Genomic DNA, 24,539 nt, shown 5'->3' on the forward strand with positions numbered 1-24,539 from the left:
ACCACCAGGTCTCGACGGGGGGTCCTGGCCCGGGGCGGGGCCGTGTCGGCGGCCCTGCCCCGACCAGGTTCGATACCCGGTTCGCGGCGGCTCTTGGATCAGTTGCCGTTGCCGCCGTTGTTCTGGCCGCCACCGTTGTTGCCGCCGCCACCACCGTTGACGACCCGGATCTTCACCGCGTCGAAGGCGGGAGTCTCGTTCGCCCGCTCCATCATCGGGATGCGGTGCGAACCATCACCGGCCCACGAGGCGCACTGGGCGGTGCCCGAGGTCGGCAGGCCCGGCACCTGGATGGTCACCGTGTCGGGGGCCTGGCCACCCTTCTTGTCCTCGGTGGCCACGAAGAACGCGGGAACCGGCGACGGGTCGGGGGCCTCGGTGAGCGAGGCGAGCATGCGGCACGCGGTGTGGAAGTGGCCACGCTCGATGCCGCCCGCCAGGACGGAGCTCTCCACGTAGTAACCACCGGCGCCGGCCGCCAGGAACCGGTCACGGATCAGGTTCCGGGTGCTCACCTGGAGGGTGAACGGCGTGTTGACCGTCACCACCGGCGGGGACTTCGTGATCAGCAGCGACGAGTTGTTGGCGGCGCTGGAGACCTCACCGAACTCGGTGGAGACGCAGCGGTCGCCCTTCTGGAAACCGTCGTGCGGGAGGAGCTGGCTGGTGTCACAGCTGTTGGTCAGGACACCGAGACCGGCGCCGGGAGGCGGGGTCGTCTGGCCGCCGTTGTTCCCACCGTTGTTGCCGCCGGTGTCCGCGGGCGCGGTCGTGGCCGGCGCGGTCGTGGCCTGGCCACCACCGTTGTTGCCGTTCCCGTTGTTGCCGTTGCCGTTCTGACCGTTGCCGTTCTGACCGTTACCGTTGCCGGCGTTCGTGTCGGCGGACGTCGCGGCCGCGGTCGGGGCCGTGGTGGCCGCGTTCCCGCCACCGTTGCCGCCGTTGTTCCCGACGTTGTTCATCACCCACTGGCGGCAGCGGGCCCGCAGCTGAGCGGTGGTCACGGTGTCACCGGCGCCGTCGTCCGCGTGCTGGACGATCGTGCCGTTCTTCTCCGTCCACGTGCCCTTGCGGGTCTGGGTGGACAGCTTCGAAGCCGCCGGCGCCTGGACGCTGTCACAGGAGGACAGAGCCTTGCGCTGGGTCTTGTTCGTGCTCGCGTTCGACACCTGGGTAACGGTGACGATGCCGCCGAACGCCACGAGCGTGGCGGCCACCGCGATGATCCGCCGTCGGCCGCTGAACCAACCGGACTTCGTGGAGGCGCGCCGGTACTTGGACCTTCGCATTGGTGACACCTTTCTCTGTCGCTTGCCTGGACGTGGTTTTGGGGGAATTACCGCGCCCGGAAGATGCGCATGGTCGTAATGACGCCGGCCACAAGTGCGGCGGCGAGGACTAGGAGGATCACGGAGGTGCTGGCGCCCGGGATTCCGCTACGACCGGCGCTGGCGGCGGCGACCATGTTCGCGTCCACCGGAACCGGACCACCGCCGGGCTGGGTGGGCGCGGCCGCCGTGGGCAGTGCGCCGTAGTCGACGATCCCGCTCGACTCCAGCAGCGTCATGTGCGTCATGACGAACTGGTTGGCCTGCTGGGCCAGTTGCCGGACGGAGTCGTTGCGAGTGGTCGCCCGGATCGAGGCGATGGCCGGGAAGATCTTGCCGTGCGCCGCCCGGAGCCGATCGATGTAGATCTGGTCGAACGTCGCCGCGTTCGCCGCCTTCATCTCACCGAGCCAGCCCTGCTGGTCGGCGTTCGGCTCGGCGGGCAGATCGATGTTGAGCTTCTTGGCCACCTCGCGGTCGAACTTGTCGAGCACCACGTGCTGGACGGAGATCGACTTGCCGATGTTGACGACCTTCGGGTCGTCCGACTTCTCCTGGGCCATGTTGCTCGCCGGAATCTCCCAGAGCCCGGCGAGCCGCACCTTGATCACGAAGTCTTTGTCGGCGGCGCTCACCGAGCCCGCGCCCTTGGCGGCGAACGAGCTGGCCGGGACCGGGACGTCCCCCGCGGCGTGAGCCGGCGACACCGGCGCCAGAAGGAACGCCAGCACCATTGCCGAAGAGCCCACCAACCAGCGCTTGAGCCGGCGAGACGAGCGAGCGGCAACCATTACGACCTCCGGATTTCTCGATTAGCGCTTAAGTCAGTAGCTGATGTCGCCGCCGGCTGAGCCGGAATCGGACGACTCGCTGGCAGGCGGCGCTACCGGCTTGGAAACAGCGGGGAGACAGGTGAGGTTCTTGGCGCCGTCCGGCTTGATCACGAACCATTTACCGGAGACGTTCTGGCCCTTCCACTGACCCGGCGTCTTGTCGCCGATGTAGTGGTAGATCGGCCAGCCCTTGATGGTCAGCTGCTTGGTGCCGTCTGCCCGGGTCACCGTGCCCACGACGCTCGCCGAGACACCCTTGAGGGTCGGCTTGCCGTCGTTCGTGAGCGCGGGCTCCCACACCTTGGCGCAGTCACCGTTGCAGTTGGACTTGGCGGGGTTGTTGGTGTCGCCGTCGAAGCGGTAGAGAACCCAGCCGTCCTCGTCCTCGACAACCTCACCCATCCGCTTGACGGCGGTGCCGGTCAGCTTGTTGGTGACCTGGTCGTCGGGAAGCTCGGTGGTCGCGTCCGAACCGGCCGGAGCGGTCGCGTCCGGGTCGGCCTCGGCCGCCGGGTCGCTGGTGGCCGAAGGGTCGGCGCCGGCCGCCGGGTCCGCGGTCGCTCCCGGGCTCGCCGCCACATCGTTCGAGGCGGGTTCGGCAGCGTTGCCGTAGTCCGCGGCGTTGTATCCGGCCGGAGCACAGCCGGCCACTGCCAAAGCCGCGGCGATGGCAGCTCCCGCAACCATCAACTTGCGCTTCTCCGGTACCACGTGCCCTCCAGGGATTGCTTCATCTGGCGTTTCCGGGCTGTAGTACGCGGGGCGGGCGGGGTTTGGTTGAACACTCGGCCCAATCAATTCCTTAATTTCCCGTGAAGTGCTCGGGCACGACAAAGGGCCCAGCCATTCAGGCTGGGCCCTTCGCTTTGTGCTACGCGATTATCACGGTGCGCTGCTTATTACGGCACGCGAACCAATGTGTCACCGGCGCCGGTCGCGGTCACTTCCTGAACCGTGATGTGCGCGATCTCGTCACGTGGCGTAGCGGTTATCGCCTGCAGCATGAGCGGCGCCGGGTTGACAGCCGTGCCCCAGCCCTTCTCCCCCACGCTCCACGAGATGAGTGGCTCGGTGGTGCCGTCGGTGTGCACGGCGAGCAGCCGGCACGTCTTCGGGCCCTTGATGTTGGAGATCGCGAAGGAGATCTGGGTGCCCCAGTCCTTCGTCTCCAGCGCCACGTCGGCGTGCACGCCGGTGCGGGAGTCGCTGCCGCTGTACTGCTGGCCGGTCAGCTCGGGGCCACCGATGCCAGGACCGTCCTGTGTGTTCGGCAACGGGTCGAGCTGGCTGCTGCCGCGCTCGGCCGTGTTGGTCGTCGCCGACTTGGTGTCGGGGGCGAACAGCTTGCCGCCCGCGAACAGCGCGCCGATCGACAACATCGCGAAGACGACCACGGCGGCAGCCAGCGAATAGAGCCGGCGGCTGTTGGCCTTCCGCCGCTCCTGGCCGACCTGGCCGATCATCTTGGTCAGCACGAGGCCGTCCCGCTGGGACTCCTCGGCCGCGATCACGGCGCCCGCGTCGACGTCGGCGAGCAGGTCGGCGACCTGCACGAACGACTCGAGCTCGAACGCGCAGCGTGGGCACTCGATGAGATGGTCCTCGAAGCGGGCAGCATCCCGCTCGTCCAGCACACCGAGCGCATACGACGCAACGTCGTAGTGCTCTTCCTGCGTCATTACTCCGTCACCCCCCGCTGCTGCAGCGCCGTGCGAAGCGCACGCAGAGCGTAATACACACGCGACTTAGCGGTACCCAGCGGAAGGTTGAGCTTCTCCGCCGCCTCGGGCACCGTCCGCCCCCGGAAATAGGTCTCGATCAGAATTTCGCGGTGCGACTGGCTCAGCTCACGCAGCGCGTCGGAGACAGTCATCGACTGGAGAACCCGGTCGGTGTCGTCCGACTGACTCGGGAAGCTCTCCAACTCGCGGTCGTAGGTCTCGGCCGGGCGAGCGCTGGCGCTGCGGTGGTCGTCGATGGCGATCCGCCGGGCGACGGTCACCAGCCACGGACGCAGCGACTGCTGGCCCTGCGCGCCGAGCCGGTGCGCGTTACGCCACGCACGCAGCAGGGTCTCCTGCACGATGTCCTCGGCGCGCTGCCGGTCTCCACCGGTCAGGCGCAGCACGAACATCAGCAGAGGGCCGGCGTGCTCCTCGTAGAGCATCTTGACGAGGGTGTCCTCGTGACTCGGCGCGCTCGATTCCGGGGCGCCGTGCCGCGGCGCCTGGCGCGGAATCACCGAGCCACTGTCCCCGACACCGCTACCGCCGTCGAGAGACTGCCACCGACCACCGGATCGCTGCTGTGTCATCAGGCACATCCCGTCCGGTGCGAGTCGATCCTCGACCACCGCATGCATTGATACCTCCGCCCGGAGCTTTCCCCGTCGCCTGAGATACGGCTGGGGCGCCCGGCCGGGATCAACGTTGGCGGGAAAATTTCCGGGACGATGGTTCTCAACTGTCCTCCGGTGTCGTGTGGGGGCGGCACGAGGCGTATCGGGCCCAAAGCAAATTCATCCATCTGCACCGATATGCCTACCAGGGCAGCCGAATAATACTCAGCCACAGGCGTCTCAGGAAACGCCCTTCTGAACAGGGCGGACGCACAGAGCGTGTGGTTCTTACCAGTGCGTAGGCAAACGCTCTCGGAGCGTCTTGATGAGAGCGCTCCCATACGCGGTGGCGGTCCGTTCGGGGGACCCGCGGTGCCTGGTCGGACCTTTCGGACCGGGCAGCCGCTATGTCCGGCTTCGTGCCATCAGGTTCGGCCTCTGGCCGTCAGGTTCGGCCTCTGGCCGTCAGGTTCGGCCTCTGGCCGTCAGGTTCGGCCCCTGGCCGTCGCGAAGGTCAGTGCGCGGTGCAGCACCCGAGCGTCGCCGAGCATGCCGCGCAACCGGCGCTCCAGCCCGGCGATCGGCACGAGATTTTGCGGGGCCCGCGGATCTTTGTAGGCCGAGGACGCGAACCGAGGCAGCGTCGCGCTGGAGATCTCGGCCAGCTCGATCGCCTGTTCCGGGGTGAGATCGGGCGAACACTCGATCCGGACGATGCCGGACCACGGGGCGCCCGAGCCACCGGGAAGACGCAAATACCACGACCATCCACCCCAGACCGTGCCCAGATGGAAGACCGGGGTGCGCTGGGTCGGCCGCAGCGAGGTGACCACGACGTTCAGCGCCGCCGAAAGGTAGAGCTTCTGCTGGGTCTTCACGTAACCGATCGTGTTCACGAGGTGGCGCCGGTTACGCAGCGGGCCGTCGACCACGAGCAGATCGTCGGTGCCACCGCGGGCCACCGCCGAGATCTCCAGCTCCAGCTCGGTCAGCCTCGGCTGGACCGCCGACGGCAGCTTGCTCGCCTCGCCCGGCCCCTCCAGCCGGCGCACCTCGTAGCGGATCATGCCGGTCTCCAGGGTCTCCGCGGACGGACTGGCCGTGAACAGCCCTCGCCGCACCTCGGCGCCGGCCAGCTCGGCGGAACCCCGTGCCAGGTCACAGCGCACCACCCCGGCGGCGTACGACGCGGCCAGGCCGGCATAGGAGGTGCCGTCCTCCTCGGCCGTCCACAGTCCGGCGTCGTTGCGGCGCACACCGTCCACCAGGAACACCACGTCCGGCTGCCGGGTCGAGGGGGAGGCGTCGATCGGCGCCCACTGCGCCGCCGGCACCTCCACGTCCGTGTCGACCTGGGCGCTGCTCGACGACGCCGGGCCGTCCTCGCCGCCGCCCTCGAAGGACGACCCGTACGACGGGTCCCAAGCGTCGACGAACATCCTTGTCACAGGCCGACCCTCTCCACGTGCGCGGAGCGCGCGTCCTTGTGCACCTCGAACCGCACCGGCACCCGCTCGGCCAGCGACGGCACGTGGGTGACCAGGCCGACCATCCGGTCGCCGCGGGCCGCCAGGTTTTCCAGCGTCGCGGCCACCACGTCCAGAGTCGCCGCGTCGAGGGTGCCGAACCCCTCGTCCAGCACGATCGACTCCAGGCTCGCGGCGGTCGTCGACATGCCGGCCAGCTGCTCGGACAGGGCCAGCGCGAGCGACAGCGACGCCTGGAACGTCTCGCCGCCGGAGAGCGTGCGCACCCCGCGCCGCAGCCCGGCGTCGTGGTGGTCGATCACGTAGAACTCGCCCTTGTCGTGCATCAGTTCGTATTGACCGCCGGTCAGCTCGCGCAGGATCCGCGAAGCGCCGTCGACCAGCAGATCGAGGGCCTCCTCGAGCAGCCAGCGCTCGAAGTTGTTGGCCCGCAGATGACCGGCGAGCGACTTGGCCACCCGGCCCTGCAACTGCAGTGTCATCCGCTGCTCGTTCAGCTCGTACGCCTGCTCACGGCGGTCGGCCAGCCGTTTCCAGGCCGCCTCGGCCCGTTCGGCGGCCACCGCGGCCGAGCGGATCAGGTCGGACTCGTCGCCCCGGGCGGGCGAGGTCACCCCCGCCTCGGTGAACAGCGCGCCGACCGTGGCGAACGCGTGAATGGTGGCCTCGTGCGCCGCGCTCACCGCCGCCTGCGCCGCGCTGCGGGCCGTCTCTCGCGTGCGGTGCTCGCCGGCCGCCCACTCGACCAGCGTCGTCCACGCGCCGGACAGGTCGTCCCGCTCGGCGGGCGGCGGCCCGAACCGGGCCACCTGGTCGCGCACCGCGTCGAACGCGCGCCACGCCGCCCGCTCCCGGTCCTCGGCCGCGTGCGCCGTGCGCTGCGCCGCACGCAACGCCTCGCGGGCGGTGCGGACCGCGGTGCCGGCCTGATCGAGCTTGCGCTGCAGCAGATCGAGCTCGGCGAGCTGCCGTTCCAGGGCCGGGACGCCGGGGAACGCGGCCACCACGCCGCGCACCTCGGCCAGGCGTGACAGATGATGATCGTGCTGGGCGCGCTTGCGCTCCAGATTTCCCTCGAGCTTGCGGGCCACCGCGTCGCGCTGCTTCCACCCCGACTCGGCCACCTCGGCAGCGGCGCGGGCCGCCTTGCCGGTGGCCTCGGCCGCCTGCACCGCCGACCCGGCCGGCATGGCGGGCACGCTGGTCACCGTCTGCTCGCAGACCGGGCAGGGACCGCCGCTGGTCAGGTGGGCGCGCAGCGCGGCCGCCTTGTCCAGCCGCTGCGCCTCGGTGTAATCGAGGCGGGCCTGCTCGAGGAGTTGGGTGGCGCCGAGATGCGCGCCGTGCGCGAGCTCGGCCGCGGCCTGCGCGTCCTTGAACTCCACCTCGGCCACCTGCAGCTCGCCCGCGAACCACTCCTCCTGCCCGTGGAGCCGTTCGAGCTCCGCGTGCCGGTCGAGCATCAGCTTCAGCGAGCCGGCGTCGCCGGCCGCGGCGAGCTCGCCGCGAACCTTCTCCTCGCGCTCCTCGGCGGTGCGGACCGCCTCCGCGGCCTGCTCGGCACTCGCCCGGGCGGCCGCGGTCACGCCGGAGATCTCCGCGCTCCCCGCGGGTGTACGGACCGAACCGAGCGCCCGCAGCTCCGCGTCCAGCGCGTCCCGCGCCGTGGCCGCCTCGGACTCCTGGTGCCGGGCCGCGCGCAGCCCCGGCATCGCCGACTCGACCGCGGCGGTCAGCTCACGCATCCGGGTGAGCACGCCCTCGGCCGCCTCGACCGCCTCGTCGGAGGCGTCGGACAGGCCGGCCAACTGCTGGTCGACCACGGCGAGCTTGGCCTCGGCGGTGCTGGCCCGGCCGGTGGCGCGGGTCTGCACCTCCTCGTAGACGTGCAGGCCGAGCAGGTTGACCAGGATCTGCTGGCGGGTGGCCGGCTTGGCGTGCAGGAAGTCGGCGAACTGCCCCTGCGGCAGCAGCACGCAGCTGGTGAACTGCTCGTACGGCAGGCCGACCGCCTCCTGCACCGCCCCGTCCATCTCGGCGGGGGTGCCGGCCAGCACCTCGCCGAGGTCGTCGAGGTCCATGCCGGTGTCGAGCTTGGTCACGTCGAAGCCGCGCGGCATCAGCTGCAGGCCGGCCCCGGCGGTCTTGACGTTGCCCCGGCCGTCGCGGCGGACCACCCGGGTCGCCACATAACGCTCGCCGGCCGATTCGAAGACCAGCCGGACGCGCGCCTCGGCAGCGCTCGGCGAGAGCGCGTTGCCGATGCCGCGGGTGCCGCCCCAGCGCGGGACCTGGCCGTAGAGGGCGAACGTGATCGCGTCGAGCACGGTCGACTTGCCCGAGCCGGTCGGGCCGACCAGTGCGAAATAGTCGGCGTCGGTGAAGTCCACGGTGGTCTCGTCCCGAAACACCGTGAAACCGGCCATGTCCAGACGTATGGGCCTCATGATCCGTCCTCGCTACGCTCGGTCGGATCAGAGGCCAGGGCGCTGAGCCACCCGCGTTCGCTGCGCTCACTCATGAAGTGCTACTCACCTCGTCGTACAGCTCGTCGAACAGTTCGCGGACGCCCTCCTCGGCGTTGCCGCGGCTGTCCAGGTAGTCGCCGAAGAGCTCGCGCGGGGACCGGCCGGCCCGCTGTGCCATCCGCTCCCCCGCTTTGTTCGGCAACATCTCCGGGTCGATCCGGACCTCGAGCGCGTTGGGCAACATCTCCTGCACGTCCTCGCGCAGACCGACCCGCGGCGTCTCGCGCACCAGGACACGGAGCCAGGCATCCGGAAGGTTCACCGTTGCGAGCTGTTCGAGCGTTCCCCGGACCGTCCGCAGGGGTCGCGCCACCGCGATCGGCACGTCCCGCACCCGGGCCGCCTTGTCGGTGCCGACGTCGACGATCGCCACCGACGGGACGTTTTCCTCCTCGCCGAAGTCGACCGCGAGCGGGCTGCCGGAATAGCGCGTCGGGCAGGGCGAGATCACCGACTGGGAGCGGTGCAGGTGGCCGAGGGCGACGTAGTGGCAGTTGCGCGGGAAGACGGTGGCCGGCACCGCGTAACCCATGATGGTGTGCGCTTCACGCTCGCCGCCGCCGGTCGACGCCCCGACGATCGTCAGGTGCGCGGTAAGCAGGTTGATCACGCCGGGCTGGTCGAATCGCTCGCTCAGCTTGGCGATCAGACGGGCCATGTGATCGGCGTAGGTCTGGTTGGCCTCGGCGCCGGACAACTCGTACATCTCGGCGGCGCGGATCGCATAACGCTGCGAGAGGAACGGCAGTGCGACCAACTGCCAGCGCTCGCCCGACTCGGTCTCGCCGGAGATGAGCAACTCGTCGGCGTCGTCCCGGACCGCGCCACGCAGCACGATGCCGGCCGCCTCGGCCCACGGGCGCAGCGCGTCGAGCGCCGGCCCGTTGTCGTGGTTGCCGCCGATCGCCACCACCGTCGCGCCGGTGCGCCGCAGCGCCGACAGCGCCCGCGTCACCACCCTGGTCGCGTCGGCCGTCGGGGCGGCCGTGTCGTAGAGGTCGCCGGCGACGATCACCAGGTCAGGACGCTCGGCCTTGGCGATCTCGACGACCGCGGCCAGCACCTTGATGTGCTCGTCGACCCGGTTACGGCCCTTGAGGACCTTGCCGACGTGCCAGTCGGAGGTGTGCAGGATGCGCATCGGCGAACCTTAGAACGGAATGTCGTCGTCGACCGCACCGCGGCCACCGACGACGGCGAACGGGTCGGCGCCCTGGACGATCGAGCGCATGGTCGACGACGGCGGCGGCCCGGACTCGGACTTGCGGGTGGCCCAGGCCGGGAACGGGAACTCGACGCAGAGCGGGACCGGGATGTCGGGTTGGTTGACGAACATCGTGCCGGGCCGGGCGAGCAGCGCCCGCTGGCGCATGGCCGGCGGGAGGAAGCCGTATTCCGGCCGGGCGGCCTCGGCCGGGTCGAGGCGGCCGACCACCCGGATCGCCGAGTTGGTCACGATGCGGCGTTCCACCTCGCTCGCGGTCTGCTGGGCGCCGATCAGGATCACGCCGAGCGAGCGGCCCCGCTCGGCGATGTCGAGCAGCACCTCCTTGATCGGCGAGGTGCCCTCCCGCGGGGCGTATTTGTTCAGCTCGTCGAGCACCACGAAGAGCAGGGGGCGGCCGGTGCCGGCCTTTTCCTTCTCCTCGAACTCGGTCTTCAGCGTCACGCCGACCACGAACCGCTGGGCGCGATCGGGCAGGTTGTGCAGGTCGACGACGGTGACCTGGGCCGACTCGGCGGTCTTGATCTGGTGCGGGCGACGGGAGGCGAGGTCACCGCGGATCAGCCGGGACAGGTCTCGTTTGCTGCCGATCATCCGGCGCGCGAACGCGTTGACCGTGCCCATGTTGATCGCGCTGCCCGCCCAGGTGGAGCGGGTCTCGTCGTCGGTGAGCTGCTCGACGACGTGGTCGACCAGGTCGCCGTAGGAGGAGATGCGGCGGCCGTCGATGCTGATGCCGCCCTCGGCCGGCACCGCATAGCGGTTGAGGTGGGCGGTCACCGAGTGGACCACCATCGTGTATTGCTGGCGCTCGTCGTCGGCGTCGGCGAACACGTAGGGCAGGAGCTTCTTCTCGCAGAACTCCTCGAGCGTCCAGTAGAACGCGTCGACGCCGGTGAGCCGGCTGCTCACGTCGGGGGCGCCGGACGAGTCGCCGGCGCGGGGCGGGGCATAGACCCGGACGTCGGAGAACGGGGTCGCCGGCAGCTCGAGCAGCTTGTAGGCGGCGGTCGTCTGCTCGTCGAGCTTGATGTTCGGGTGGTCGAGGAAGAGCAGGTCCTCGCCCTTGACGTTGAAGATCAGCGCGCGGGCGTTGGCGCCGTCGGCCCCCAACTGGCCGGAGCGGAACACCGAGTAGAGCAGGAACGTCGCGAAACTCGTCTTGGTCGCCACGCCGGAGATGCCGGAGATGGAGACGTGCGCGCCGCGGGTGCCGTCGAGGAAGTCGGCGTTGAGGAAGACCGGCACGCCGTCGCGGCCGGTGCCCATCGGGATGCGCCGCTCCATCCGGTCGAAGTGCAGCGCCGCGTCGCGCGCCGCGCCGGTGGCCCGGTGCACCACCGCGCCGGGGGCGGGTGGCACGTAGAGCTCGGGGTCGACCCGGGTGGTGGTGATCTCGGCCGCCTCCTGCACCAGGGCCGGCAGGGTGCCCTCGGCGATGGCGAAGACGTCGGAGTCGAACTGCGCGCCCTCGTGCCGGGCCCGCACCTGGGTGACCACGCCGGCGATCGTCACCGGCTCGCGGTCCGGCAGCTCACGCTTGGTCACCACGACGTCGTCGAGTTGGAGGTAGCTGCCCGGGGTCACGGCCGTCCAGAACTGGAGCGGCGTCGCATCCGCGGTACCCAGGACCCGGCCGACGGGGGAAGTTTCGTCAGACACGCCGATCATGTTGCACCAGAGGTACGACAGAACCCGCACTCAGTGTCGGTTGGCACTCGTTGTCCACAACTTCTGGTGGCCATCCACAGATTTATCCACAAGATCTTGCCCGGGTTGTGGAGGCGCGCCCCACAATCGAACCGATCCCGGCCGATCGGCCAATGACGGGGTGACTACTTCTTCAGGAGGAAGCCCCCATGAGACCGTGCGCCCGGTGACCCCCACCGAGGTCGTGGCCGATGACGACCTGATCCGGAGCTCCCTCGCCGAGCCGGAGGCCTTCGGCCGGATCTTCGACCGGCACGCGGCGACCATCCACCGCTACGTGGCCCGGCGAGTTGGCCACACGCTGGCCGACGACCTGACCGCCGAGACGTTCCTGATCGCGTTCCGCTGCCGGGAAAAATATGATTTGTCAAAGAATGACAGCCGCCCCTGGCTCTACGGCATTGCCGCCAACCTGCTCCGCGGCCACCAGCGGGCGGAAATCCGGCAGTACCGGGCGCTCGCCCGTACCGGCATCGATCCGGTCTTCTCTCCCCATGATCAGGTTCTTGCCCGGGTCGACGCGGCCGGCGAGGTACGCGCCCTGGCCGGTGTCCTGGCCGCGCTGCCGGCCGGGGAACGCGACGTGCTCACCCTGATCAGCCAGGCCCAGCTCAGCTACCCGGAGGTGGCCCGGGCTCTGGGCATCCCGGTCGGGACCGTTCGCTCCCGGCTGCACAGCGCCCGCAAACGACTCCGCAAAGCCCTCCCCGACCTCGAAGGACTCGACGATGAATGACCTCGAGCTGGTCGAGCGGTTCCGCGCCGACCTGCCGCCGGCCGACCCCGCGGCGCTGGCCCGGGCCCGCGCCCGGATGTTCCGCACCCCGCCGCCGTCGGCGCCACGGCGGCGCTGGGTCTGGGGCCTGGTCCCGGCCGGGGCGCTGGCCGCGGTGGGTGCCGCCGTCCTGGCCGGCGCGCTGTTCTCCCGCCCGCAGGCGCCGACCGCGACACCCCCGGCAGCCCACCCGGCCACCTCGACCGGCGCGCCACTGGTGGCCACCGACGCGGCCGGGGTGCTCCGGCTGGCCGCCGCCGGCGCGCGCACCGAGAAAGCCCTCGTCGCCAAGCCCGGCCAGCTGGTCTACGTCGAGTCGATCGACGCCACCGACAACGTCGAGAACCTCGAGACGAAGCCGACGTGGGTGCCGCCCAAGGAGATGAAGCGGCAGATCTGGCTGCCGGTGGACAAGTCGTCCAAGAAGGGCCTGCTCCGCCAGACGATCGTCAAGACCGGCGAGGTCTTCAACGTGCCGATCGACGACGGCACGCCGGCCTACGTGACGAAGCTGCCCACCGACCCGAAAGCCATGCGGGACTGGCTCTACTCCTACGACGCCGGCACCGCCCGGAACGAGCCGGACGCCGACGCCTGGGGCAAGATCGGCGACACCCTGCGTGAGCAGTACCTCCCGCCGGACGCGCAGGCCGCGATGTTTGAGGCGGCCGCGACCATCCCCGGCACCAGTCTGGTCAAGCAGGCCGACCTGGCCGGGCGCAAGGGCATCGCGGTGACCCGGCTCTCCACCAGCGGTCAGGTCCGCTTCGACTACATCTTCGACGCGAAGACCTACAACTTCCTGGGCGAACGCGTCGTGGTCGTGGGCGACCTGAAGCCGTACCCCAAGGGGGTGGTCTCGCGGTGGACGGCCCGGCTGCAGGTCGCCATCGTGGACCGGGTCGGTCAGCTGCCGTGACGCGCGTAGCGCAGGAAAAGCATGTCCTGCAGCGAGAGGATGTGCCGCAGCGACATCTCTCGCGGTGAGCCCGGCGCCCCGGTCGCGATGCGGCCGGGGCCGCCGCCGACCAGCAGCGGCGAGACCGTCAGGCAGAGCTCGGTGACCAGGTCTTTCGCGATCATCGAACCGAGCAGGCTGGGGCCGCCCTCACAGAGCAGTTGGGTGGCGCCGCGGGCGTGCAGCGCTTCGATGCCGCCGGCCAGATCGATCTCGCCGTCGCCGACCGCGATCACCTCGGCGTGCCTCTTCGCCTCCCCCTCCGGCGCACCCGCATGGGTCAGGATGATCGGCCGTCGGGGCGCGTCGGCGAAGACCAGCTGGTCGTAGTCGAGGTTCAGGCTGCCCGAGACGATGACCATGAGCGGGAACTCGGGAAGCCCCTGCTGCCGCCGCCACGCCCGGCCTTCTTCGGTCAGCCGCAGCCCGTCGTATTTTTCCGCTTTTATGGTGCCGGAGCCGACGATCAGCGCATCGCACACCGTGCGGAGGGAATCGAAGACTTCCTTGTCGCCGGGGCCGTGCAGACCGCCGGAAAGTCCGTCGACCGACACCGCACCGTCGGCGCTGGAGATGAAGTTGACCCGGAGCGTCGGCTCGGGATTGCGCGGGTACAACGTGGTCAGGTCGGCCGGCCACTCCCGGTAGACGCTCATGGGCCGGGTGCCTCGCAGATCACAGGGTGATCCTAGGCCGGATTCGCACCTTCTGCTCGAGGAGTCGCGTAGTCTGCCGCGCCCGTCCTACGCTGGCCTGACACGGGGCAATGCCGCTGTGTCTTGACGGCGGAGACACGCCCAGGCAACCCGGGCGAAACGGCGATTTGGCAGGCTAGCCACCACGGAGACGGCATCACCGAGCCGTCAACCGACGGGAGGAGTTGCATGTTGCTGCGGGTTCGAGTCACCCTGCCGGACCGTCCCGGTGCCCTCGGCCAGGTGGCCCGCACGCTCGGCGTCGCCGGTGCCGACATCGTCCAGGTGGTTGTCCTGGAACGACTCGGCGGCCGGGCGGTGGACGACTTCTCCGTCGTCTGGCCGGGCGCGTCCCGCGTGGAACGGCTCCTTGCCGGCCTCGCCGCCATTCCCGGCGTGCAGGTCGACGGCGTGTGGAAGGCGATCGGCGCCCCCGTCAACGGCGGGCACGACGCCGAGCTGCTCGCCCAGGTCGCGGCGAACCCGTCCGACGGCCTCGCCACCCTCGTCGACGCGATGCCCGGGTTGCTGGCCGCCGACTGGGCCGCCGCCGCCGTGGTGCCGGCCGACTGGGCCGCCCGTTCCGGCGTGCCCCGGCCGATGCCCACCGAGCCGATGCTCGGCCTGAACGACGACGCCACCGTGGTCTACGCGAGCTGGCGTGCGCCCGCCCCACTGCAGCTTCCTGAGATCACCCCGCTGCGGGCCCGCCCGATCACCGGCTCCGAGGGCACGCGCTACGCGGTGGCCCCGTTCGGCCGCGCCGGGCTGGTTCTCGTGCTCGCCCGCGAGGACAACGCCGAGCTCCCCGCGGCCGCGTTCCACATCACCGAGGTCGACCGGGTGGCGCAGCTCGTCCGGGCCGCCGCGGTGATCCTCGGCGACCGGCTCGACACCGCCGGTGTGCCCGCCGTCATGTGACCGGACTCTCCGGGAAATAGCAGCTCAAGCAATGTCTGCTTAACACCGTCGGGAGAGAATTAAGGCCGGGAGAAGCTGGAAGGAGTGCCGACATGGCGCTATGGCGGATCCGGGCAACGGTAGACGACCGGCCGGGTTATCTGTCCGTTCTGACCGCAAGCCTCGCGCTGCGGTCGGTCAACATCCTCGCCGTCCAGGTGCACACCACCGAGGCCGGCGTGGTCGACGAGTTCCTCGTCGACGCACCCGACGCACTGACCGAGGCCGACCTGCACGGGGCGGTCGCCCGCGGCCGCGGCCGCGACGCATTCGTGGCCCGCGCCGAGGCGGAAGCCCTGGCCGATCAGCCGACCCGGGCGCTCGCCCTGGCCGGCCGCCTGGTCCACGACCTGGACGCGTTGGGTGAGGCGCTGGTCGCCCTGCTCGACGCGGCCGAGGTCCGCTGGCGGCCCGAGCCGCTGACCGGCCGGCCCGGCTACGACGAATCCCGGATGACTCTGGCCGACCCGGCCGGCGGTTCCTACGAGGTGCTGCGCTCGCGGCCCGCGTTCACGCCCGCCGAGTTCGCGCGGGCGCAGGCGCTGGTCGAGCTGTCCGGCACGATGCTGCGCCACCACCAGGAACAAACCACGCTGCTGCTGCCGGACGGCGCCGAGCTGATCGTGCGGCCGGCGGCCGCCGAAGACACCGATGCCGTACGCGATCTGCACGCGCGCTGCTCCGCGACCACCATCGCCAGCCGTTATCTCGGTGGCGTCGCCCCCACCGACGCCCGGATGGCCCGCCTGCTGCAACCGACGGGCGGCCGCACCCTGGTGGTGACGTCGGGTTCGACCATCGTGGCCACGGCCAGCCTGCTCGCCGAGGGCGACCTCGGCGAGATCGCGATCCTGGTCGAAGACAGCTGGCAGCGGCGGGGCATCGGCACCGCGCTGCTGCGGCGCCTGATGGCGTACGCCGAGCGGAGCCGCTTCGCGGCGCTGGTCGCGCACACCGCCGCCGACAACGTCGCGATGCTGCGCACCCTGAAACGGCTCGGCGCCGGCTCGACCGACCGGGACGGTTCGCTGGTCACCGTGACCCTGCCGGTCCCCGGCCGCGACTCGGTCGGCGACGAGGCTCCAGCTAACTTTTAGGGCCTGTCCTGCCGCTCACGTGGCAGCGAGGCGAGGTCCAGGTGTCGGCTGGGTCACGCCGCAGCCCGCGTGAGCGGCAGGACAGGCCCTAACCCTCACGGGTGCCGTGCTCGACACAGGTGGCGGTCCAGCCGGTCGGCACGACCTGCACCTTCATCCGGCGGCGGCACTGCGGGCAGAAACGCGGCGGCTCCAACTCGCGGGCCGCCGCGCACGCCGCGTGATCGCCCTCGGCGGCGTTCTCGCCGCAGCGGTCACAAAACATCAGAGCGTCGCCGACAGCGCCTTGACCGGCATCTTCAGGTCTTCCAGCAGCGCGAGGTCGTCGGTGGCCGGCCGGCCGAGCGTGGTCAGGTAGTTGCCGACGATCACCGCGTTGATGCCACCGAGCAGGCCGTCGCGTGTGCCCAGATCGCCGAGCGTGATCTCGCGGCCCCCGGCGTACCGAAGAATGGTTCTCGGCATGGCCAGCCGGAAGGCGGCGATCGCGCGCAGCGCGTCCTTCCCCTCCACCACCGGCTGATCTCCCAGCGGCGTGCCCGGGCGCGGGTTGAGGAAGTTCATCGGGACCTCGTGCGGGTCGAGCTCGGCCAGCTGAGCCGCGAACTCGGCTCGCTGCTCGATCGTCTCGCCCAGCCCGAGAATGCCGCCGCAGCAGACCTCCATGCCGGAGTCGCGCACCATCTTCAGCGTGCCCCAGCGCTCCTCCCACGAGTGCGTGGTGACCACGTTGGGGAAGAAGGACTGGCAGGTCTCGAGATTGTGGTTGTACCGATGCACGCCCATCTCGACCAGCTCGTCGACCTGCTCCTGACTGAGCATGCCGAGGCTGGCCGCGACCTGGATGTCGACGGCGGCCTTGATCGCCTTGACGCCCTCACGCATCTGGTCCATCAGCCGCTTGTCGGGCCCGCGCACCGCGGCCACGATGCAGAACTCGGTCGCACCGGTCGCCGCGGTCTGCCGGGCCGCCTCGACCAGCGACGGGATGTCCAGCCACACCGACCGCACCGGCGACGCGAACAGCCCCGACTGCGAGCAGAAGTGGCAATCCTCCGGGCAGCCGCCGGTCTTCAGGGACACGATGCCCTCGACCTCGACCTCCGGACCACACCACTTCATCCGCACGTCGTGGGCCAGTTGCAGCAGCTCGGGAAGGTCTTCGTCGGGCGTTTTCAGGACCTCGAGGATCGACGCCTCATCGAGGCCGACACCGTCCGACAGCACCTGGGCACGCGCCCGCTCGAGGATCTCTGGCATGCCCGTACCCTACAGACCGTCGGAGCCGGTAGGACTGTCGGTGGTGAGTGATAGTTTCCCTTTCACGTGATCGTTGGGGGTGCCTTGACGGGCTGGTTGGAAGCGCTGGAGCGCCTCGCCGGGAGCAGGGCCAAGGCCGGGCTCACCCGTCAACTGCGCCCACGTCCGGCCGACGACGTCGTCGTCGATCTGGCCGGCAACGATTACCTCGGCCTGAGCGCCCACCCCGCGGTGGTCGCTGCGTCCGCTGCCGCCCTTGACGCGTACGGGCTGGGCGCCACCGGATCCCGCCTGGTCCGCGGTTCCACCGACGCCCACGCCGCCCTCGAGTCCGGCTTGGCCGAGTTCCTGGGCACCGAGTCCGCCCTGGTCTTCTCCTCGGGTTACCTGGCCAACCTGGCCGCCGTCCGCGGCGCCACGGCGGTCTGCGACCTGATCGTCTCGGACGCCTACAACCACGCCTCCCTCATCGACGGCTGCAAGATCTCCGGCCGCCGCACCATCGTCGCCCCGCACAACGACCCGGCCGCGGTCGCCACGATCCTCGACGCCCACCCCGGCCAGCCCGCCGTGGTGGTAACGGAATCGGTGTTCTCGGTGGACGGCGACCTGGCCCCCCTCGCCCAGTTGCACGAGGTCACCGCCGCCCGGGGCGCCCTGCTCCTGGTCGACGACGCCCACGCCCTGGGCATCCTCGGCCCCGGCGGCGCCGGCGGAGTGGCCGCCGCCGGCCTGACCGGCAAGCCCGACGTGCTCGTCACCGCCACCCTCTCCAAGTCGCTGGGCGGCGCCGGCGGCGTCGTGGCCGCCCCCGCCCCGTTCATCCGCCACCTGATCGACACCGGCCGCACCTTCATCTACGACACCGCCCTCCCACCCGCGGTGGTCGCCGGCGTCCACGAGGCACTCCGCCTGACCCGCCAGGCCGACGACCGCCGAGCCACCCTGACGGCCCGCGCCACACAGACCGTGACCCGCCTGACCGCCGCCGGCTTTCCGGTCGCCCATCCCGCCGCGGCCGTCCTGTCAGTCCTGGCCCCCGGCCCGGAAGCCGCCGTCACCTGGGCCGCCGACTGCCGCGACCGCGGCGTGGCGGTCGGCTGCTTCCGCCCGCCGTCCACCCCCGACGGCACGTCCCGCCTGCGCCTGACCCTGAACGCCGGCGTCCCCGACAACGCCTTCGCCCGAGCCTTGGACGTGATCGTGGAGTGCGCCCCATGACCCAGTCCCCCACCTCCCTCGACCTCACCGCGGTGACCACCCGCCTCCCCACCGCCAACGCCGTCTTCACCCCCGACGCCAACGGCTTCCCCCTCCCCCCGTTCCTCGCCACCGAACCAACCGTCTCGGCCGCCGCCCTGACCGCCGCGCTTCCACCGCCCACCACGGCCAGCCCCGCCACTTCGGGCGGCGTAGCGCTCGCCGAGGCACCCCCGCTGACCGTCCAGCGCCCCAGCCCAACCGCACCTCCGCCGCCCGCCCCGGCCCGCGACCACGACTCCCCGCCCACCGACCCGGGAACCGCACCACACAGCGCGGCCACCGCACCACACAGCGCGGCCACCGCACCACACAGCGCGGCCACCGCACCACACAGCGCGGCCACCGCACCACACAGCGTGGCCACCGCACCGCTCGGCGCGCCCATCGCTCCGCCCGCCATGCCTGGCAAAGCCGCAGCCAAGCCGCTTGGCGTAGCCACCCCTCCGTCCATCACGCGCGTCGAGCCCGAAGCCGCGGCGCTCAGCGCAGCGGCCTCCCCGTCGGCCATGCCCGGCAAGGCCGAGGCCAAGCCGTTCAGCGTGGCTACCGCTCCGTCTCGCGCGCCCGCCGAATCGGACCCTCGCGAGCGCGGTGAGTCGGACCCTCGCGAGCGCGGTGAGTCGGACCCGCGCGAGCGCGGTGAGTCGGAAGCCGAATCGCCCGGCGCGGTCCCCGCCGCAACTCGCGTGCCCGGCGAACCGGCAGCCGGACAGCCTGGCGTGGCTGCCGCACCGGCCGCGGTTGGCGAAGCGGAGACCGGACCGATCACGGCACCGCCGCCCGCCGGGCCCGGTGAGCCGGCGACCGAGCCCCTCGGCGTGCCCGTCTCGCCGGCGCCGGTCGGTCCGGATCTTGGTGCGGAGGATCTGCCCAGCGGAGAGGCGCTCAGCGCGGAGATCTCCGCCGAACTGGCGGCGCAGGCGCCCGAGCCGGAGGCGCAGGCCACGCCACGGCACTCGGACAGCAGCGAGTGGCGCGGGATCGTGCTGGTCACCGGCACCGACACCGACGTCGGCAAGACCATCGTCACGGCCGCCGTGGCGGCGGCCGCGCAGGCGTCCGGTCTGCGCGTCGCGGTCATCAAGCCCGGCCAGACCGGCATCGCCACCGCTGCACCCACCGACATCGACGTCGTCAACCGCCTGGCAGCGCCGGAGACCACCCGCGTGCTCGCCGAATATCCGGAACCGCTGGCGCCGCTGACCGCCGCCACGGTCGCGTCGTTGCCGCCGCTCGAGCTCTACGAGGTCGTCGACGCCATCCGCGCCGAGGCCGAGAAGCACGACCTCGTGCTGGTCGAAGGCGCCGGCGGCCTGCTGGTGCCGATGGGTGTGCGGCCGTCCGGCGAGGCCTGGACCGTCGCCGACCTGGCCACCACCCTCGGCGTGAAGACGATCGTGGTGGCCCGCGCCGGACTCGGCACGCTGAACCACACCGCCCTCACCCTGGAGGCGCTGAGCCGCCGTGGTGTCCCCGCCGGGGTGGTGATCGGCGCCTGGCCGGCCGACCCGGAACTGGTCCACTGGGCCAACCTCAGCGAGATGCTCCCGCACCTGATCGGCGCGCTGCCGGACGGCGCCGGCCGGATGGACCCGGGGGTGTTCCGCCGCTCCGCGCCGGGTTGGCTCACCGCGCCGCTCTACGGCGTCATCGACAACTGGCGGGTCTGGGCCGAAGAAACCGGCGAAGGCCACCACTGAGGATGCTGCCGACCGATGGTCACGTGCACAGCGAGTGGTCATGGGACGCACCGCTCGGCTCGATGGAGCGCACCTGCGCCCGAGCCGTCGAGATCGGGCTCCCGGCGGTCGCCTTCACCGAACACGTTGATCACACCGTGTGGTCGGCGGTCGAGGACAACCTGGACGACCACCCGCACCTGAAGGCGCTCCGGACCCCGGCGCTGACGATCACGCCACCGCGCCTGGACGTCGATGGATACCTCGAATGCGTGCAACGTTGCCGCGACCGCTTCCCCGGTCTGCGCATCATCACCGGCATCGAGGTGGGTGAGCCGCACTGGCACCCGGAAGCGGTCGCCGCCGTGCTCGCCGCCGGGCAGTTCGACCGGGTGCTGGGTTCGCTGCACTGCATGCCGCTCGACGACGGCTTCGCCGAGCCACCGGGCCAGTTCCGCCAGCACGCCCCCGCCGACGTGGTGCGGAACTATCTGGCCGAGCTGCCCCGCCTGATCGCCGGCTCCGATGTCTTCGGCGTGCTCGCCCACATCGATTACGTGGCCCGTTACTGGCCGGACGAAGAAGGCCCCTTCGACCCGCACGCCTTCGAGGACGAATTCCGGGTGGCTCTGCGCGCGCTGGCGGACAGCGGCCGGGTGCTCGAGGTCAACACCCGCAGATCGCCGCGGCCCGAACTGGTGCGCTGGTGGCGGGAGGAGGGCGGCGATGCGGTCTCCTTCGGCAGCGACGCGCACCTCCCCGAGCGTCTCGCGCAGAACTTCACCGAGGCGGTGGCGATGGTCGAGGCGCACGGCTTCCGCGCCGGACGGCATCCCTACGACCGCTGGATCCGCTAGGACAGGCCCTAAATACAGGAAACGTCCAGGAGGCGTCGAGGGTCTGGTTGGTGGGGATCCGCCGGCACCCCGGGAAGCGTGGACTTCTCCGTAGCGACTTTCGCGGAGGTGGACATGCACGACACATCGGCCCGGGACACGACGCCCTTCGCCGGCCGGGGCGCGCCCGGTGCGCAGATCGGCGCCGACCAGGCGGCGGACTTCGCGCTCCGGGAGGCCGGCGGTGGCCGGCTCGCCGGGGTACGGGTAGCCCGCGAATTCGGCCGGGTGTCCTATCTGGTGCAGTTCGCTCGCGGGACGTGGCTGTGCACGGCAACCGTGGACGCCCGCACCGGCGAGATCACCTCGATCCTGGATGACGGCGCGCGGCTGCCGACCGCCGTGGACGACGGCCGCCCGGCGCCCGGAGTGGGTGGCCGCGCCATCCTGCGAGCAGACCTGCGGACGGTGTGGGACCTCCGTGGCAGCCGCGACGACCCGGCGGTGTCGTATGTCGCCACCGATTCCGGGGTCGCCGTCGTGGTGCTCCGGCCGGGCATCGCGCGGGCCCTGTCGCTCGAAGCGCACCACACGACCGGTTTCGGCGCGACCCGCCAGGTGTCGCCGCTGCCGGGCGGTGTCGCCGGGGCGACCGCCGACGGCCGGGTGTTCCGCCTCGACCGCGACGGACGGCTGCGATGGCAGACCCGGATGCCGGCGCCGCCTTTCACCATCGGGGCGGACCAGGCCGGGTCGCGCCTGCTCATCGCGACCAACGCCGGCGCGGTCGAGGTGGATGCCGAATGCGGCGAGACCTTGAGTGTCGGGGGCGGACCGGTGCGGGCGGCCGATTATCTGCCGGATGGTTCCCGGCTGCTGGCCCGGCACCGCGGGGACCTGATGGTGGTGTGCCCGGATGCGGAGCCGATCTGGGCGTGGGAACAGGGCGAATATCCGGAACGCCTGTGGCTGCAGGACGGCCGTGCCTATCTGAGCGGGGTGGGTGGCCTGAAGGAGGTCGTGATCGGCGAGGGCGTGGTGGCCCGCTGGTCGGAGCCGGCCACCGAGACCGTGGAGAGCGCGGCGGTGGCCGACGGGCGGGTCTTCACCTGCGCGCCCGGCTCGCACGTGAGCCGGCACGGCTATGCCACCGCGGGTTACGACGGGCCGGTCGCCGGGGTGCCGGACCACCCGGAGGTGCTGACTGTGGTGCGCCCGGACGGCGACGACCCCTGGCTGCTGGTCGGCCACCGGGACGGCCTGATCTCGGCCCATGTCGTCAACTGATCGCGGTGTCATGGGGAGGAGCTTGGACCTTCCCATGGGGGGAAACTCAAGGCCCATGGGGGGAAACTCAAGGCCGAATTTCCTCAGGCGGACGGGAGGCAGACGACGGCGTCGGTGCCCCGGTCGCCCACCGGGCGGAGCTCGGCCTGACCGCCGGCGGCCTCGGCGAGCCGGCGGACCAGCGCGAGGCCGAGGCCGGTCCCACCCTTGGGCGCGTCCGGCGCCCGCCAGAACGGATCCATCGCGCGGGTGCGCTCGTCCGGGGTCAGCCCGGCGCCCTCGTCGGTGACGTGCAGTTCCCACCCGTCTTCTCGAGGCCGCCAGCTGATCGTCACCTTGCTGCCCGGCGGCGCCGCCCGTACCGCGTTGGACAGCAGGTTGTCGAGGATCTGCTCGACCCCGCCCGGCAGCGACCGCACGCGTGCCGACGGATCGCCGCTGACGCACAGCTCGACCTCGTCGGCCACGGCGACCGGTTGCCAGTGCTGGACCCGCCCGGCCGCGACGAGGGCCACCCCGGCCGGTTCGGTGCGCAGTCCGTCCTGGTCGTAGCGGGCCATGTTCAGCAGCGTGTCGACCAGCCGGGTGAGCCGATCGGTTTCGGCCAGTGCCGCCCGCAGATCACGGCCCGGCCCCTCCGCGGCGTCGTGCTCGAGGTTCTCCAGCCTTAGCCGCAGCGCCGCGAGCGGCGTCTTGAGCTGGTGCGACGCGTGCCCGATGAACGCGCGCTGGGTGGCGATGAGAGTGTGCAGCCGATGCGCGGTGGCCGCGAACGTGGTCGCCAGCCGCCGCAGTTCGGGTGGTCCGGTCGACGTCGGCAAAAAGCTGACCGCGGTGCCCTGGGCCGCCTGGCCGGTGGCCCGTTCCAGCGCCCGGACCGGCCGGCTGATCCAGCGGGCCAGGGCTACCGCGGTCAGCGCCGCGGCGGCCAGCACGATCACCCCGACCGCCGCGAGCAGCAGCCAGAAACGATGGATCCGGCCGGTCAGCGAGTCGGCCGGCACGCTGATCCGGATCGCGCCCTGAGCGATCACACCCGGGTGCACGGACACGGTCACGACGATCGCCCGGCCACTGCCCGCGCCGGTGATCCGGGCCCGTACCCGCCCCTGTCCGTGCAGCACCGCGCCGATGTCCGCGGCCGCGTCCGGAAGTGGTCCCCCAGGTCGCGTGCTCGTCATTGTCCGGCCCCGGCCGTCCACGACGTCCACCTGTCCGCCGAGGCGTTGCGCGGTCTCGGCGGCGAGCACGTCGATCGGCCCGCCGTCGCCGAGGGCCGCATCGACGAAGACGGCGAGGACCTCGGCGTCGTGCTCGAGTTGTTCGAGCGCGTGCTGCTGCTCGTTGCGCTGCTGCATCCAGCCCAGCGGTATCTCGAGCGCGGCCAGGATGAGCAGGCCGAACGTGAGGTAGGTGAGCAGCAGGCGCCGGGTCATGCGGCGTCCGCGGGCGGGACGCTCAGCCGGAAGCCGACACCCCGGCGGTTCTCGATCCACCGCGGGTCGCCGAGCTTGCGGCGCAACGCGGCGACGTGGAAGTCCAGCGTCTTGCCACTGCCGAAGAAATTCGGCTCCCACACGGTGTGGAGGATCCGCCGCCGGTCGACGACCGCGCCCGCATCCTCGGCCAGCACGGCCAGCAGTTGGTACTCCTTGGCGGTCAGCCGCAGTGGCGTCCCGTGCAGGGTTGCCTCGCGCAGCCGCGGATCGATCCGGAGCGGGCCGAGCGGGTCCGGCTCCGGTGGGGCGGCGACGCGACGGCCGATCGCCCGCATGCGAGCGACCAGCTCACGCGTGCTGAACGGCTTCGCCACGTAGTCGTCGGCGCCGATCTCCAGGCCGAGCACCCGGTCGGCCTCGTCGCCGCGGGCAGTGAGCATGATGATCGGCACGTCGCCCGCCTCGCGCAGGCGACGACAGACGTCGATGCCGTCGATGTCCGGCAGACCCAGATCGAGCAGCACGAAGTCGCCGACGGGAGCGCTCAGGGCGGCCGCTCCGGTGGCGACGTGCCGGGTGCGCATGCCGTACCGGGCCAGCCCGTCCATCAACGGCTCGGCGATCGACTCATCATCCTCGACCAGCAGAACCTCCACGGCACTCTCCTCACCGCGCGCCGCGGCCGGGCGCTCATCAGGAGGTACGTCCGATCTTCCCGCCCGGTTGAAAGAAGGGCTTTACCTTCCCCCTAGCGGGAGTTTCGCGGCTAGTTTGATCTTGGTTGTGTTTTCGCTGGTGGTGGGTGGGTTCGGACGCTGGTGGTGTATTACCCACCGGGGGT

The 24,539-nt window shown here is 71.2% G+C and carries 22 protein-coding genes; 8 read left to right on the top strand and 14 right to left on the bottom strand.

Annotated features, from left to right (window positions below; translation table 11 throughout):
* Nucleotides 1-98 precede the first annotated feature (98 nt).
* The 9 genes from AB0E90_RS44405 to AB0E90_RS44445 all read right to left on the bottom strand — a co-directional run bounded on the left by AB0E90_RS44405 (nt 99) and on the right by AB0E90_RS44445 (nt 11,410).
* A complete protein-coding gene (locus AB0E90_RS44405) occupies nt 99-1,289 on the bottom strand; it encodes a Pecanex-like protein 1 (RefSeq protein WP_360418386.1) in 1,191 nt (396 codons plus the stop codon).
* Between the two features lie 47 nt (nt 1,290-1,336).
* Nucleotides 1,337-2,062, bottom strand: a complete 726-nt coding sequence (locus tag AB0E90_RS44410) for a DUF4142 domain-containing protein (protein WP_360418387.1) — start codon at nt 2,060-2,062, stop codon at nt 1,337-1,339.
* A 90-nt stretch (nt 2,063-2,152) separates the two neighbouring features.
* The gene (locus AB0E90_RS44415) at nt 2,153-2,848 is read right to left on the bottom strand and encodes a hypothetical protein (RefSeq protein WP_360418388.1); all 696 of its coding nucleotides are present in this window, start codon (nt 2,846-2,848) and stop codon (nt 2,153-2,155) included.
* Nucleotides 2,849-3,060: 212 nt separating this feature from the next.
* Nucleotides 3,061-3,840 (bottom strand): zf-HC2 domain-containing protein, encoded by a 780-nt coding sequence (locus AB0E90_RS44420; protein ID WP_360418389.1) that lies wholly within the window; start codon nt 3,838-3,840, stop codon nt 3,061-3,063.
* Complete coding sequence (locus AB0E90_RS44425; RefSeq protein ID WP_360418390.1) at nt 3,840-4,523, bottom strand: sigma-70 family RNA polymerase sigma factor; 684 nt, start codon at nt 4,521-4,523, stop codon at nt 3,840-3,842. The genes AB0E90_RS44420 and AB0E90_RS44425 overlap by 1 nt, the downstream gene beginning before the upstream one ends.
* 461 nt (nt 4,524-4,984) lie before the next feature.
* Nucleotides 4,985-5,947, bottom strand: coding sequence for a hypothetical protein (locus AB0E90_RS44430; protein WP_360418392.1), 963 nt, complete (start codon nt 5,945-5,947; stop codon nt 4,985-4,987).
* On the bottom strand, nt 5,944-8,433 hold the full coding sequence (locus AB0E90_RS44435) for an SMC family ATPase (protein ID WP_360418393.1): 2,490 nt from the start codon (nt 8,431-8,433) through the stop codon (nt 5,944-5,946). The genes AB0E90_RS44430 and AB0E90_RS44435 overlap by 4 nt, the downstream gene beginning before the upstream one ends.
* 70 nt (nt 8,434-8,503) lie before the next feature.
* Nucleotides 8,504-9,655, bottom strand: coding sequence for an exonuclease SbcCD subunit D (locus AB0E90_RS44440; protein WP_360418394.1), 1,152 nt, complete (start codon nt 9,653-9,655; stop codon nt 8,504-8,506).
* A gap of 9 nt (nt 9,656-9,664) precedes the next feature.
* On the bottom strand, nt 9,665-11,410 hold the full coding sequence (locus AB0E90_RS44445; RefSeq protein WP_360418395.1) for an ATP-binding protein: 1,746 nt from the start codon (nt 11,408-11,410) through the stop codon (nt 9,665-9,667).
* A gap of 205 nt (nt 11,411-11,615) precedes the next feature.
* Here AB0E90_RS44445 and AB0E90_RS44450 point away from each other — a divergent pair, with 205 nt between their 5' ends.
* Both AB0E90_RS44450 and AB0E90_RS44455 read left to right on the top strand, forming a co-directional pair.
* The gene (locus AB0E90_RS44450; RefSeq protein ID WP_360418396.1) at nt 11,616-12,185 is read left to right on the top strand and encodes a sigma-70 family RNA polymerase sigma factor; all 570 of its coding nucleotides are present in this window, start codon (nt 11,616-11,618) and stop codon (nt 12,183-12,185) included.
* Nucleotides 12,178-13,143: a CU044_5270 family protein gene (locus tag AB0E90_RS44455; protein WP_360418397.1), complete on the top strand. Its 966-nt coding sequence runs from the start codon at nt 12,178-12,180 to the stop codon at nt 13,141-13,143. Before AB0E90_RS44450 ends, AB0E90_RS44455 begins: the two co-directional genes overlap by 8 nt.
* Here the strand turns inward: AB0E90_RS44455 and AB0E90_RS44460 are convergent.
* Nucleotides 13,131-13,838 (bottom strand): pyrimidine reductase family protein, encoded by a 708-nt coding sequence (locus AB0E90_RS44460; RefSeq protein WP_360418398.1) that lies wholly within the window; start codon nt 13,836-13,838, stop codon nt 13,131-13,133. The two genes, AB0E90_RS44455 and AB0E90_RS44460, sit on opposite strands and share 13 nt — an antisense overlap.
* Nucleotides 13,839-14,066: 228 nt before the next feature.
* Between AB0E90_RS44460 and AB0E90_RS44465 the strand changes: the two genes are divergently transcribed.
* Both AB0E90_RS44465 and AB0E90_RS44470 read left to right on the top strand, forming a co-directional pair.
* Nucleotides 14,067-14,798, top strand: coding sequence for an amino acid-binding protein (locus tag AB0E90_RS44465; RefSeq protein WP_360418399.1), 732 nt, complete (start codon nt 14,067-14,069; stop codon nt 14,796-14,798).
* A gap of 92 nt (nt 14,799-14,890) precedes the next feature.
* Nucleotides 14,891-15,934: a GNAT family N-acetyltransferase gene (locus AB0E90_RS44470; RefSeq protein ID WP_360418400.1), complete on the top strand. Its 1,044-nt coding sequence runs from the start codon at nt 14,891-14,893 to the stop codon at nt 15,932-15,934.
* 88 nt (nt 15,935-16,022) lie between these two features.
* Here AB0E90_RS44470 and AB0E90_RS44475 read toward each other — a convergent pair whose 3' ends face one another.
* Together AB0E90_RS44475 and bioB are read right to left on the bottom strand one after the other, a co-directional pair.
* Complete coding sequence (locus AB0E90_RS44475; protein WP_360418401.1) at nt 16,023-16,199, bottom strand: hypothetical protein; 177 nt, start codon at nt 16,197-16,199, stop codon at nt 16,023-16,025.
* On the bottom strand, nt 16,199-17,194 hold the full coding sequence (gene bioB, locus AB0E90_RS44480; protein WP_360418402.1) for a biotin synthase BioB: 996 nt from the start codon (nt 17,192-17,194) through the stop codon (nt 16,199-16,201). Before bioB ends, AB0E90_RS44475 begins: the two co-directional genes overlap by 1 nt.
* A gap of 84 nt (nt 17,195-17,278) precedes the next feature.
* Here bioB and AB0E90_RS44485 point away from each other — a divergent pair, with 84 nt between their 5' ends.
* The 4 genes from AB0E90_RS44485 (at nt 17,279) to AB0E90_RS44500 (ending at nt 22,259) form a co-directional block, all read left to right on the top strand.
* On the top strand, nt 17,279-18,415 hold the full coding sequence (locus tag AB0E90_RS44485) for an 8-amino-7-oxononanoate synthase (RefSeq protein ID WP_360418403.1): 1,137 nt from the start codon (nt 17,279-17,281) through the stop codon (nt 18,413-18,415).
* Nucleotides 18,416-19,437: 1,022 nt separating this feature from the next.
* Entirely contained in the window at nt 19,438-20,157 is a 720-nt protein-coding gene (gene bioD / locus AB0E90_RS44490; RefSeq protein WP_360418412.1) for a dethiobiotin synthase, read from the top strand.
* Nucleotides 20,158-20,159: 2 nt separating this feature from the next.
* Complete coding sequence (locus tag AB0E90_RS44495; protein WP_360418404.1) at nt 20,160-20,993, top strand: PHP domain-containing protein; 834 nt, start codon at nt 20,160-20,162, stop codon at nt 20,991-20,993.
* Nucleotides 20,994-21,107: 114 nt separating this feature from the next.
* Nucleotides 21,108-22,259 carry a PepSY domain-containing protein gene (locus AB0E90_RS44500; protein ID WP_360418405.1) on the top strand — a complete coding sequence of 384 codons (1,152 nt, stop codon included), beginning with the start codon at nt 21,108-21,110 and terminating at the stop codon, nt 22,257-22,259.
* An 83-nt stretch (nt 22,260-22,342) separates the two neighbouring features.
* Here the strand turns inward: AB0E90_RS44500 and AB0E90_RS44505 are convergent, their stop codons facing one another.
* Both AB0E90_RS44505 and AB0E90_RS44510 read right to left on the bottom strand, forming a co-directional pair.
* On the bottom strand, nt 22,343-23,695 hold the full coding sequence (locus tag AB0E90_RS44505; protein WP_360418407.1) for a HAMP domain-containing sensor histidine kinase: 1,353 nt from the start codon (nt 23,693-23,695) through the stop codon (nt 22,343-22,345).
* Entirely contained in the window at nt 23,692-24,354 is a 663-nt protein-coding gene (locus AB0E90_RS44510; protein WP_360418408.1) for a response regulator transcription factor, read from the bottom strand. Before AB0E90_RS44510 ends, AB0E90_RS44505 begins: the two co-directional genes overlap by 4 nt.
* Nucleotides 24,355-24,539 lie beyond the last annotated feature (185 nt).

This window comes from Actinoplanes sp. NPDC026619 (assembly GCF_040638295.1).
Lineage (GTDB): Bacteria > Actinomycetota > Actinomycetes > Mycobacteriales > Micromonosporaceae > Actinoplanes.